A 13450-nucleotide genomic window follows, 5' to 3' on the forward strand; every position below is an offset into this window, starting at 1 on the left:
AACAGAAACTTGTCAATTTGCTAGAAAAAGGATAAAATAAGGCTTATAGAATAGATTGAATGTGGGGAGATTCATGATGAAAAAGTATCGTTTGCTATTGTTGCTTTCTGCTCTACTGTTTTTCCTTGGAGCCTGTGGTGATAAAAAGCAGGAGACAGGATCTGAAAGTAAAGAAAGTACAGTTCGTCAATCGAAGGATAGCGCAGCTACTAGTGAAACAAAGAAAGTTGAGAGCTCTAGTGATAAGAAAGAAAAAACAAAGATGGATATTGAAGCAATCGCTCAAGGGGATTATAGTAGTGTAGCTGGTGTCTGGCAAGATGATAAGGGAAATAAACTAGTCTTCGATCAAAATGGTTTGGTCTCTAACGAATATGAGTCTTACGGTCTCTCCTTGACGGATTATGGAACTGTTTCAGGAGGAGTCTACGGAGGAATCACAGGTGGATTTCTGATGGAATTCATCCCTGCTGGGCTTACGATTGATGATCAAACGGACGAAAATGGAGAGGTCGTCTTCCATGATGATTCTGATGCTAGCAAGGACCGTCTCTGGACCGGAACTGGAATGTACAGTTTTACGGAACAAGGTTCTTTCCTCTATAAGGTCGGGGACTAGCTAGTATATGAGTAATGAAAAAGAATGAAGAGTGTCCTACTCTTCATTCTTTTTTAGATTTTAGGGAGCCAAGAAAGGTGGAAGTCTAACTTCTCTGCTTTTAAGAGATCTTGGTGCCTCACTCTGTCGATTCTTTTTCCATCAAGGGAAACATCTTGAAGAAAGTGTGCCTGGGCTGTGTGGGCTGTGCTATGGATATGCAGCCATTTTTTCTCTTGAGGGAGATAGAGGCGCAGGTGTTTGAAGAGGGGGATTCCTAGGTCATAGACTGGCTTGCCTGGACAAGTCGGATAGAGTCCCAAAACCGACCAGATATACCAAGAAGATAGACTGCCATTATCTTCATCTCCTGGATAGGCCTGGAAGGTCGGTTGGAAGGCTTCCTTGCGAAGGGCTTGGATCAGGACGCTAGTGTATTCCGGGTGTTGGCTATAGCGAAAGAGATAGGGGATGTGGAAACTCGGTTGGTTCGAAATGGCAATTTGCCCAAAAGGAGCTTGGGCCATCTCACTCATTTCATGAATTTCGTAGCCATAGCCCGTCACCTCATAATGCGGTGCTTGAGTGGCTAGTCGAGTTAAATAGTGGGTGAAGCCTTCTTCACCACCAAAAAGTTGCTTGAGGCCCTCGATGTCGTGAAGGGCACCTAAAGTTGCTTGAATGGCAGAGCACTCTGCATAGTCGCGTCCCCAACTGATGGGTGAGAAGTCTGGTCTGAAATGGCCCTCCTTATCTTTGGCCCGAATATAACCTGTTTCGGGATCAAAGAGGGTTCGGTAGGAAAGACTGGATTGAGCATACTCTTTGGCCAGTTCATTTTTGCCAAGTAGCTGGGCTGTTTGGGCGATACAAAAATCGCTATAGGAGAAGTCGATGGTATGACTCACACTTTCGTGATAGTCGGTGGATAGATAGCCTAACTTCTTGTATTCTTTAGCTCCTCGTCGACCGTAATGACCCTTTGGATCTTCTTTCCTAGCTGTATCTAGCATGGCTTCAAAAAGTTCCGTCTGAAGGCTGGAAGCCAGACCTTTTTGGATAGCATCTGCAATGACCCCGTCAATGAGTGTCCCTGGCATCATGCCTCTTTCGTCCGGTGCTAGCCATTTAGGAAGGAAGCCCGTGTCCCGGTAATGGCTAAGGAAGCCTTCGAGAAGTTCCTGATAGAGTTCTGGATAGACTAGGCTATAAAGAGGGAAGGTGGTCCGAAAGAGATCCCAGAAGCCCAAATTCATGAAGTATTTTCCTTCTTGAATGCGGTTGTGAGCGAAGTCGCGATGGACTGCTTTCCCCTCAGGGGTCACTTCATAACAAGTCTGAGGAAAGAGCAGACTACGGTAGAGACAGTGATCGAAAAAGGTTCGATCCTCTCCACCTGTATCTAAAATTTCAAATCGGTCCATTAGCTCTTGCCACTGGTGGCTGGCTTCTTCTTTTATCTCTTCAAAGCTAGCTTTAGGGAGGTGAGATTTGGCCAACTCAGAGTTAATAAAGGAAGTGCCTAATCGAGCTTCCAGAGTGGGGCTGTCAAACTCTAGGATCAAATCTTGACCCAGCCAGTGAGTTCGAGTGATAGCTTGGTCGAATTCGACATGAAGATAGAAAGGAAAGTCTTGTTGGTCTGTATGATTTTGGTCTAAGATGTGGAAGTGAAGATCCGTTTCTCCGAATTTCACCTCAGTTAGTCCATTGGGACAGTGCAAGGCAAGCGCTAGTGTAGACGGCCCTTTAAAGCGAAGGAAGGCTCCATAAAGGCTTGGCGTCACCTCTGAGTGGATTTGATAGCGCTCTGAGGTGAGGGCTAAATAATGGGGCTGAAAGATAGCTTCTTGGATCCGGTAACTGCTCTGTCTAAAATAGAGGTCTTCTTGACTCGGAATGTCTGTTAGTGGGGTAAGGAGACACCAAGAAAAATCCCCAATCCAAGGGCTAGGCTGATGGGTCAAGCGAATGCCTTGAAAGATTGGAAGGTTGGGGTTGAAAAACCAAGCACCCTGTTCATGTGTCGTCTGTGGGAGAAAATAATTCATCCCGAAAGGAACTCCTGTGTAAGGGAGGGTGTTGCCGTTGGAATAAGCTGAGTGATTGTCTGTTCCTAAGCGGGTATCAATGCGAGTAATATCGGTCTTCATACGGGACCTCCTGTTTCATACTAGAGTCTTCAAGCCCTTTTCTTTCTTTCTTTATTTTAGCAGAAGCTACTCAAATCGGAAAGCCTTTTTCAAAACTAGAAAAGTTTGTAGAAAAAGGGCTATAATTTGCGTATGTATTTCCCCTTTGAAATCTTTTATACTGAATAGGAAAGAATCGACGAGTGTGAGGAAAACAAATGACCTATTCAAAAGAAATCGTTAGAGAATGGTTGGATCAAGTAGCAGAACGTGCTAAGGATTACCCTGAATGGGTGGATGTCTTTGAGCGTTGCTATACAGACACTTTAGACAATACAGTTGAAATCTTAGAAGATGGCTCAACTTTTGTACTGACGGGAGATATCCCAGCTATGTGGTTGCGTGACTCAACGGCTCAATTGAGACCTTATCTTCATGTGGCTAAAAGAGATCCTCTCTTGCGTCAGACCATTGCAGGTCTGGTCAAACGTCAGATGACATTGATCCTCAAGGATCCCTATGCTAATTCCTTCAATATTGAAGAGAACTGGAAGGGTCACCACGAAACAGACCATACAGATCTCAATGGCTGGATTTGGGAACGCAAGTATGAAGTGGATTCGCTTTGCTACCCCTTGCAGTTGGCTTATCTCCTTTGGAAAGAAACTGGTGAAACTAGCCAATTTGATGAAACCTTTGTCACAGCGACCAAGGAGATCCTTCATCTCTGGACAGTGGAACAAGACCACAAGAATTCTCCTTACCGCTTTGTTCGTGATACCGACCGTAAGGAAGACACTTTGGTAAATGATGGTTTTGGCCCTGACTTTGCTGTGACAGGCATGACCTGGTCAGCCTTCCGTCCAAGCGATGACTGCTGTCAGTATAGCTACTTAATTCCGTCAAATATGTTTGCGGTCGTTGTCTTAGGTTATGTCCAAGAAATCTTTGCTACATTGAATCTGGCTGATAGTGAAAGCATGATTGCTGATGCCAAACGTCTGCAGGCTGAGATTCAAGAAGGGATCGAAAATTACGCCTACACGACTAACAGCAAGGGCGAGAAGATCTATGCCTTTGAAGTAGACGGTCTAGGAAATGCTAGCATCATGGATGACCCTAACGTACCAAGTTTGTTAGCTGCTCCCTATCTTGGTTACTGTGATGTCAATGACGAAGTGTATCAAGCAACTCGTCGCACCATTCTCAGTCCTGAAAATCCCTACTTCTACCAAGGAGAATACGCTAGCGGTCTCGGAAGCTCTCATACCTTCTATCGTTATATCTGGCCGATTGCCCTGTCGATCCAAGGTTTAACAGCTACAGATAAAGCTGAGAAGAAATTCTTGCTGGATCAGTTGGTTGCTTGTGATGGTGGTACGGGTGTCATGCACGAAAGCTTCCACGTAGATGATCCGACTAAATACTCGCGCGAATGGTTCTCTTGGGCCAACATGATGTTCTGCGAATTAGTCTTGGATTACCTAGATATTCGCTAATGAGCCTTAGCTCAATAGATTCTTCTAAAGAATCACAAATACATTTTTAAATTTAAGTTAGAATGAGGGTTTACTCATGGAAAATGTTGTTGTACATATCATCTCTCACAGCCACTGGGATCGTGAGTGGTATCTACCTTTTGAAAGCCACCGCATGCAATTGGTGGAACTGTTTGACAATCTCTTTGATCTTTTTGAAAATGATCCTGAATTCAAGAGCTTCCACTTGGATGGCCAAACCATCGTCCTTGATGACTATTTAGAAATTCGCCCTGAAAACCGTGACAAGGTGCAGTGTTATATCGACGAAGGCAAACTCAAGATTGGACCCTTCTATATCTTGCAGGATGATTACTTGATTTCCAGTGAAGCTAACGTCCGCAATACCTTGATTGGACAAGCGGAATGTGCCAAATGGGGCAAATCTACGCAGATCGGTTATTTCCCAGATACCTTTGGAAATATGGGACAAGCTCCTCAAATCCTTCAAAAATCAGGCATTCACGTAGCAGCCTTTGGTCGCGGTGTCAAACCAATCGGATTTGACAACCAAGTCCTCGAAGATGAGCAATTCACTTCTCAATTTTCTGAGATGTACTGGCAAGGGGCAGATGGTAGTCGTGTGCTGGGCATTCTCTTTGCCAACTGGTACAGTAATGGGAATGAAATTCCAGTGGATAAAGACGAAGCTTTGACTTTCTGGAAACAAAAATTGGCGGATGTCCGTGACTATGCATCGACCAACCAATGGTTGATGATGAACGGCTGTGACCACCAACCCGTTCAACGAAACTTAAGTGAAGCCATTCGCGTCGCCAATGAACTCTTCCCTGACGTGACCTTTATTCACAGTTCCTTTGATGACTACGTGCAAGCAGTAGAAAGTGCCCTTCCTGAACAATTATCAACCGTCACAGGTGAGTTGACCAGTCAGGAAACGGATGGTTGGTATACTCTGGCGAATACCTCTTCTTCACGCGTTTACCTCAAACAAGCCTTTCAAGAGAACAGCAATTTGCTAGAGCAAGTGGTGGAACCTTTGACCATCATCACTGGTGGACATCACCACAAGGATCAATTGACCTATGCCTGGAAGACGCTCTTACAAAATGCACCTCATGATAGTATCTGTGGTTGTAGTATTGACGAAGTTCACCGTGAAATGGAAGTTCGTTTTGCCAAGGTCAATCAAGTCGGAAACTTTGTCAAAACCAACCTTTTGAACGAATGGAAAGAGAAACTCGCGACTCAGAAATCCCAGAGTGAGCATCTCTTTACGGTTATGAACACTGGCTTGCATGGCAAGGTGGATACCGTCAGTACGATTGTCGATGTAGCGGTTTGTCCATTTAAGGAATTGCACCCGACAGAAGGCTTCAAGAAAATGGCCGCTTTGACCTTGCCAGACTATCATGTAGAGGATTTAGATGGGCATCTTGTAGAAGCTGAGATTGAAGACTTGGGGGCAAGTTTTGGCTATACCTTACCAAAGGATAAATTCCGCCAACCCTATATTGCGCGTCAAGTGCGCGTGACGGTTCCAGTTCACCTATCACCTCTTTCTTGGACCACCTTCCAGCTTCTGGAAGGAAAAGCTTCCCATCATGATGGGATTTACCAAAATGGGGTGATCGATACACCATTCCTAACCCTCAGTATTGATGATGGCTTGACCCTTTACGATAAGACGACTAACGAAGCTTACGAAGACTTCATCCAATTCGAGGATCGTGGGGATATTGGAAATGAGTATATTTACTTCCAACCAAAAGGAACCGAGCCAATCTATGCGGAGCTGAAAAGCCATGAGATCTTGGAAAACAATGCTCGTTATGCCAAAATCTTGCTCAAGCATGACTTAACCATCCCAGTCAGTGCAGATGAAAAATTGGATGCGGAGCAAAGAGGCATTATTGAGTTTATGAACCGAGACGCAGGTCGTTCAGAAGAGGTGACCACCATCCCTCTTGAAACAGTGATGACCGTCTTTGTGGATGACCCGCAAATTCGCTTCAAGACGAGCTTTACCAATACTGCTAAGGATCACCGTATTCGTCTCTTGGTGAAAACTCATAATACTCGTCCAAGCAATGACTCGGAAAGCATCTATGAAGTTGTGACACGGCCAAATAAACCAGCAGCTTCTTGGGAAAATCCTGAAAATCCACAACACCAACAAGCCTTTGTCAGCTTGTATGATGATGTCAAAGGAGTGACAGTAGCTAACAAAGGATTGCACGAATACGAAATTCTTGGAGACGACACAATCGCAGTAACCCTTCTGCGTGCCTCAGGAGAACTCGGTGATTGGGGCTACTTCCCAACACCGGAAGCTCAGTGCTTGCGAGCTATCGAAGTTGAGTTTGCAGTAGAGTGCCACCAAGCTCAGGATCGTTTTTCAGCTTTCCGTCGTGCCAAAGCCTTCCAGGTGCCATTTACAGCTCTTCAAGTTGCAAAACAAGAGGGTAGCGTTGCAGCAACGGGAAGTCTCTTTAACCATCCGGCACTGAACTTGCCACAAGTATGCCCAACAGCCTTTAAGGTGGCTGAGAATGAAGAGGGTTATGTCCTTCGTTACTACAACATGAGTCAAGAAAATGTTCGTGTGTCTGAAAAACAACAAACCATTCTTGACTTGTTGGAACGCCCATACCCAGTCCATTCAGGACTATTAGCACCACAAGAAATTCGTACAGAATTGATCAAAAAAGAAGAAATTTAATTTCAAAAAGAAAACATAAACAGAAAGGAGGAGCGAAAAAGTAAGAACCAACTGCTGATTCGCTCCTTTTTGCAGGTGAAAGTAATGACCATTGCAACGATTGATATCGGAGGGACTGGCATTAAGTTTGCTAGTCTAACTCCTGATGGAAAGATTTTAGATAAGACCAGCACCCCAACTCCAGAAACTTTAGAAGATTTGTTGGCTTGGTTGGACCAACGCTTGTCAGAACAGGACTATCGTGGGATTGCTATGAGTGTTCCAGGAGCGGTCAATCAAGAAACAGGAGTGATTGAGGGGATTAGTGCCATTCCTTACATTCATGGATTTTCATGGTATGAGGCCCTTGCTCATCACCAGCTACCTGTCCATCTAGAAAATGATGCCAACTGTGTTGGACTTAGTGAACTGCTAGCTCATCCTGAGATTGAAAATGCAGCCTGTGTTGTCATTGGCACAGGGATTGGTGGGGCCATGATTATCAATGGAAAACTTCACCGTGGTCGCCATGGCTTGGGTGGAGAGTTTGGTTACATGACAACTATTGAACCAGCAGAAAAACTCAACAACTGGTCACTATTAGCTTCTACAGGAAGCATGGTTCGCTATGTCATCGAAAAATCTGGTCAAACCGATTGGGATGGCCGAAAGGTTTACCAAGAGGCTGCAACAGGCAATGCCCTTTGTCAAGAAGCCATTGAGCGGATGAATCGTAATCTAGCTCAAGGACTACTCAATATTCAGTACCTGATCGACCCAGATGTCATCAGCCTAGGTGGCTCTATCAGTCAGAACCCAGATTTTATCGAAGGGGTGCAAAAAGCAGTAGACGCTTTTGTGGAAAAATATGAAGAATATACAATTGCGCCAGTCATCCAAGCTTGCACCTATCAGGCAGATGCCAATCTCTACGGTGCCCTTGTCAACTGGTTACAGGAGGAAAAGCAATGGTAAGTTTTATCGGAATTAGCAGTAAACAACAGCAAGCTATAGACTTACTTCAAAAGCACATTTCTCTACCAGATGTAGAAGTGGCAGTCGCTCAGTCTGACCAAGCTTCTATCTCTATCAAGGGTGAGGGCGGAGAATATCAATTGACTTATCGCAAACCTCATCAGCTTTACCGTGCCTTATCGATTCTCGCAACAGCATTAGCAGAAGGTGACAAGATAGAGATTGAAGAACAAGCGGCTTATGAAGATTTAGCCTACATGGCGGATTGTTCGCGAAATGCAGTTCTAAATGTTGCATCTGCCAAGCAGATGATTGAAGTCTTGGCTCTGATGGGTTATTCAACCTTTGAGCTCTATATGGAAGACACCTATCAGATTGAAGGGCAACCTTACTTTGGCTATTTCCGTGGAGCATACTCAGCTGAAGAATTACAGGAAATCGAAGCTTACGCCCAGCAGTTTGATATGACCTTTGTACCATGTATCCAGACCTTGGCTCACTTATCAGCCTTTGTCAAATGGGGTGTCAAAGAAGTCCAGCAACTTCGTGATGTAGAGGATATTCTCCTCATCGGCGAAGAAAAAGTTTACGACCTAATCGACGGCATGTTTGCCACTCTGTCTAAACTGCAGACACGCAAGGTCAATATCGGCATGGACGAAGCCCACCTGGTTGGTTTGGGACGCTATCTCATCTTAAACGGTGTTGTGGACCGTAGCCTCCTCATGTGCCAACATTTGGAGCGCGTGCTGGATATCGCAGACAAGTATGGTTTCCACTGCCAGATGTGGAGCGATATGTTCTTCAAACTCATGTCAGCAGATGGCCAGTACGACCGTGATGTCGAAATTCCAGAAGAAACTCGTGTTTATCTTGACCGTCTAAAAGACCGTGTGACCTTGGTTTACTGGGATTATTATCAGGATAGCGAAGAAAAATACAACCGCAACTTTAATAACCACCACAAGATTAGCCAGGATATTTCCTTTGCAGGTGGTGCTTGGAAGTGGATTGGTTTCACACCACACAACCATTTCAGTCGTCTCATCGCTATCGAAGCAAACAAAGCCTGCCGTGCCAATCAAATCAAGGAAGTCATTGTGACGGGTTGGGGGGACAATGGTGGTGAAACAGCTCAGTTCTCTATTCTGCCAAGTCTACAAATCTGGGCAGAACTCAGCTATCGAAATGATTTAGAGCGTTTATCTGCTCATTTCAAGACCAATACAGGTCTATCGGTTGAGGACTTTATGCAGCTTGATTTGGCCAACCTTTTACCAGATTTACCAGGAAATCTAAGTGGTATCAATCCCAACCGCTATGTCTTTTACCAGGATGTTCTTTGCCCAATTCTTGATAAGCACATGACTCCTGAACAGGACAAGCCTCACTTTGCCCAGGCAGCTGAGACTCTGTCTGACATTAAAGAAAAAGCTGGGGTTTACGCCTATCTTTTCGAAACTCAGGCCCAGTTGAATGCTATTTTAAGTGGCAAGGTTGATGTGGGACGACGCATTCGTGAGGCTTATCAGGTGGATGATAAAGACAGCTTGAAACAAATCGCCAGGGAAGAATTACCAAAATTAAGAAGCCAGATTGAAACCTTCCACAAGCTCTTTAGCCACCAATGGTTGAAAGAAAACAAGGTCTTTGGCTTGGATACAGTAGATATCCGTATGGGTGGACTCTTGCAACGGATCAAGCGCGCAGAAAGCCGCATTGAAGATTATCTAGCTGGTTCCATCTCACGGATTGATGAGTTGGAAGTAGAGATCTTGCCATTTAATGATTTCTACGGAGATAAGGATTTCGCAGCTACAACAGCCAACCAGTGGCATACCATTGCGACAGCTTCGACCATTTATACGACCTAATAGAAAGCCTTGTATTTCAAGACAATGATGTTGAAGGAGGAGAAAGATGTCCGATGGAGACATTTCTTCTCCTTTTTTCTCCATTTTTAAGGCTATGTCATAAATTTGTAGAATTTTTTCTATAATTAGGAGTTTGAAAAAGTTTTCATAGAGTTTTATAATAAAAAATGTAAACGTTACCAAAAAATAAAATGACAAAGGGGGGAGTCAGATGAAAAAGTTTGTTAAGACCTTGAGAGAAAATCTTATTTTCTTCTTGATGGTTTTACCAGGTGCAGCGTGGTTGATTTTATTCTTCTACATACCTGTTTTGGGAAACGTTGTCGCATTTAAAGACTATCATATCACCGGAGAGGGATTTATTGATAGTGTAATGAAGAGTAAGTGGGTAGGATTTGATAACTTCAAATTCCTCTTTAGTTCTAAAGATGCTTATATCATTACAAGAAATACCGTCCTTTACAACCTAGCCTTTATTTTCTTGGGCTTGATTGTTTCTGTTGGGATTGCCATTATCTTTAGTGAGATGCGTTCCAAACGGTTGGTTAAAGTGTTTCAAACATCAATGTTGTTCCCCTATTTCTTGTCATGGGTTATCATCAGCTTCTTTACAGATGCCTTCTTAAACGTCGATAAAGGCTTGATTAACCACATCTTAACATCACTTGGGATGAAAGGAATCAACTTCTATACAGAGGTTGCCATTTGGCCAGCGCTTCTCCTCTTCTTAGGAATCTGGAAAGGTTTTGGTTATAGCAGTGTTATGTACTATGCAACCATCATGGGAATTGATCCAACCTTCTACGAAGCAGCAACAGTGGATGGAGCATCTAAGTGGCAGCGAATCCGCCACATTACCATTCCTCAGTTGGCTTCCTTGATTACGGTCTTGACTATCCTTGCCATCGGAAATATCTTCCGTGCTGACTTTGGATTGTTCTACCAAATCCCACATAACTCAGGTGCCCTTTATAGTGTGACAAACGTAATTGATGTCTATGTCTACAATGGACTTGCTAAATCAGGAGATATTGCGATGGCCGCAGCGGCTGGTCTTTACCAATCAGTTGTCGGATTGATTCTCGTTTTACTTTCTAATATTGTAGCACGTCGGATTGATAAGAATGCAGCGCTCTTCTAGAAAGGAGGATACCATGGCAAAATCAAAAATTAAAAAAGAAAAAGTTGATAATGTTGGGATCCACTCCTTCAGTAAGAAAGCAGACCTCTTCTTTAGTAGCATTGTTGGCTTGATTGCTCTATCCTGTATCTTGCCCTTCATCTTTGTTGTCATGATTTCCTTGACAGATGAACAAAGTTTGGCGATTCACGGCTTCCAATTTTGGCCTGCTAAGTTTGGTGCAGATGGCTATCTTTTCCTTGTTCAATTTAAGGATAAGATTCTTCAAGCCCTCTTTATTACCTTGTTTGTGACGATTGTAGGGACAGCATGTAATGTCTTCATTACAACGACCTACGCCTACGCAATCTCTCGTAGAACCTTTAAGTACAGAAATTTCTTTACTGTATTTGCCCTCTTGAGCATGCTCTTTAGTGCAGGGATGGTACCAGGTTACATCGTTACCACTCAGTTGCTTCATTTAGGAGATACGGTTGGTGCCCTCATCATTCCGATGTTATTGAGTCCTTTCAATATTATCTTGATGCGGACCTTCTTCAAACGGACAATCCCAGAAGCTATTCTTGAGTCTGCTCGGATAGATGGAGCCAGTGAAACACGGATCTTCTTCCAGATCTGTTTGCCACTTTCTCTCCCAGGGATTGCGACCATCAGTCTCTTTACAGCCCTCGGCTTCTGGAATGACTGGTTCAACGCCCTCCTCTATATCAAGAGCGAAAATCTCTATCCCCTTCAATACTTGCTGATGCAAATCCAAAATAATATGGATTACATTTCTAAATCAGTCGGTGCATCTAGTCAAATCGCTGGTGCGGTCCAATCCCTTCCTAAGGAAACTGGACGGATGGCCATGGTGGTGGTGGCAACAGTTCCAATTGCTATCCTCTATCCATTCTTCCAACGTTACTTTGTAAAAGGATTGACCATCGGTGGTGTGAAAGAGTAAGCAAACCTTTCTCACCTACCCTTCATAATGTTAATAAAGAAAAATATAAAAGGAGTTTTTCTCATGAAAAATTGGAAAAAATATGCTTTAGCTTCTGCTAGCGTTCTCGCACTTGGAGCAACTCTTGCTGCTTGTGGTAACTTGACAGGTGATAACCAAAAATCATCTAAAAGTGAAGATGGCAAAACAGTTATCAAAATGTACCAAATCGGTGACAAACCTGATAACTTGGATACCTTGTTAGAAAATGCTAACAAGATCATCGAAGAAAAAGCTGGTGTTAAATTAGACATCCAATACCTTGGTTGGGGTGACTACGACAAGAAGATGAACGTTATCATTTCATCTGGTGAAAGCTACGATATTGCTTTCGCAAACAACTATGTCATCAACGCTCAAAAAGGTGCTTATGCTGACTTGACAGACTTGTACAAGAAAGAAGGGAAAGAGCTTTATGAAGCACTTGACCCAGCATACATCAAAGGGAATACTGTAAACGGCAAGATCTATGCTGTTCCAGTTGCAGCCAACGTGGCATCTTCACAAAACTTTGCCTTCAACGGACCACTTCTTGAAAAATATGGTATCGACATCTCAAACGTAAAAGACTATGCTTCTCTTGAACCAGTCTTGAAAGCGATCAAAGAAAAAGATCCAAACGTTGTTCCATTCGCAATGAACAAGAGCTATGGTGGACCTTCTGATGACTTCGATTACATCGCAGTAGATGGACTTCCATTCGTTGTCGATTTGCAAGGTGACACAACTAAGATCGTTGACCGTTACACAATCCCACGTTATGTTGAAAACTTGAAGACTCTTCATAAATATTATGAAGCGGGATACATTCCAAAAGACGTAGCTACAAGCGACACTGGATATGACCTTTCTCAAGATACTTGGTTGGTACGTGAAGAAACAGTAGGACCTGCTGACTACGGTAACAGCTTGCTTACTCGTGTAGCAAACCGTAAGATCGAAATTAAACCATTCACTCAACTTTACAAGAAGAACAACACTACTCAAGTTGCAAACTTTGTTATCTCAAACAACTCTAAGAACAAAGAAAAAGCAATGGAAGTATTGAACCTCTTGAATACAAACCCAGAACTCTTGAACGGTCTTGTTTACGGACCAGAAGGCAAGAACTGGGAAAAAGTTGAAGGTAAAGAAAACCGTGTGAAAGTCTTGGATGGCTACAACGGAAACACTCACATGTCTGGATGGAATACAGGTAACAACTGGATTCTTTACATCAACGAAAACGTAACGGATGAGCAAATTGCACAATCTAAGAAAGACTTAGAAACTGCAAAAGAATCTCCAGCACTTGGATTCATCTTCAACACTGAAAACGTGAAATCAGAAATCACTGCCCTTACAAACACTTTGAACCAATTCACAAGTGCCATCAATACAGGTACAGTAGATCCTGAAGTTGAAATTCCTAAGATGCTTGAAAAATTGAAATCAGAAGGTGCCTACCAAAAAGTATTGGATGAAATCCAAAAACAATACGATGAGTACCTTGCTGCTAAGAAATAAGCTAGCATTACTTGCTTAAGTCTATCAAAAGACTTTGAG

Annotated in this window: 9 protein-coding genes; 8 read left to right on the top strand and 1 reads right to left on the bottom strand. The window is 43.4% G+C overall.

Going from position 1 to position 13450, the window contains the following annotated elements:
* Positions 1-73 precede the first annotated feature (73 nt).
* Entirely contained in the window at positions 74-619 is a 546-nt protein-coding gene (locus tag E5S68_RS08265) for a DUF6287 domain-containing protein (RefSeq protein ID WP_135783132.1), read from the top strand.
* 53 nt (positions 620-672) lie between these two features.
* On the opposite strand, the gene E5S68_RS08270 is transcribed toward E5S68_RS08265, so the two are convergent.
* Positions 673-2751: a GH92 family glycosyl hydrolase gene (locus tag E5S68_RS08270; RefSeq protein WP_135783133.1), complete on the bottom strand. Its 2079-nt coding sequence runs from the start codon at positions 2749-2751 to the stop codon at positions 673-675.
* Between the two features lie 197 nt (positions 2752-2948).
* Here E5S68_RS08270 and E5S68_RS08275 point away from each other — a divergent pair, with 197 nt between their 5' ends.
* The 7 genes from E5S68_RS08275 to E5S68_RS08305 all read left to right on the top strand — a co-directional run bounded on the left by E5S68_RS08275 (position 2949) and on the right by E5S68_RS08305 (position 13411).
* Positions 2949-4229, top strand: a complete 1281-nt coding sequence (locus tag E5S68_RS08275; RefSeq protein WP_135783134.1) for a glycoside hydrolase family 125 protein — start codon at positions 2949-2951, stop codon at positions 4227-4229.
* A gap of 76 nt (positions 4230-4305) precedes the next feature.
* Positions 4306-6951 carry an alpha-mannosidase gene (locus E5S68_RS08280; protein ID WP_135783135.1) on the top strand — a complete coding sequence of 882 codons (2646 nt, stop codon included), beginning with the start codon at positions 4306-4308 and terminating at the stop codon, positions 6949-6951.
* A gap of 84 nt (positions 6952-7035) precedes the next feature.
* Entirely contained in the window at positions 7036-7905 is an 870-nt protein-coding gene (locus E5S68_RS08285; protein WP_135783136.1) for an ROK family protein, read from the top strand.
* Positions 7899-9779 (top strand): beta-N-acetylhexosaminidase, encoded by a 1881-nt coding sequence (locus E5S68_RS08290; protein WP_135783137.1) that lies wholly within the window; start codon positions 7899-7901, stop codon positions 9777-9779. Before E5S68_RS08285 ends, E5S68_RS08290 begins: the two co-directional genes overlap by 7 nt.
* A 211-nt stretch (positions 9780-9990) precedes the next feature.
* Positions 9991-10920, top strand: a complete 930-nt coding sequence (locus tag E5S68_RS08295; protein ID WP_023022063.1) for an ABC transporter permease — start codon at positions 9991-9993, stop codon at positions 10918-10920.
* A 13-nt stretch (positions 10921-10933) separates the two neighbouring features.
* Positions 10934-11866, top strand: coding sequence for a carbohydrate ABC transporter permease (locus E5S68_RS08300; protein ID WP_135783138.1), 933 nt, complete (start codon positions 10934-10936; stop codon positions 11864-11866).
* Between the two features lie 63 nt (positions 11867-11929).
* Positions 11930-13411, top strand: a complete 1482-nt coding sequence (locus E5S68_RS08305) for an ABC transporter substrate-binding protein (protein ID WP_135783139.1) — start codon at positions 11930-11932, stop codon at positions 13409-13411.
* The last annotated feature ends 39 nt before the right edge of the window (positions 13412-13450 follow it).

The sequence above is a fragment of the Streptococcus rubneri genome (assembly GCF_004785935.1).
Classification (GTDB): Bacteria; Bacillota; Bacilli; order Lactobacillales; family Streptococcaceae; genus Streptococcus; species Streptococcus rubneri.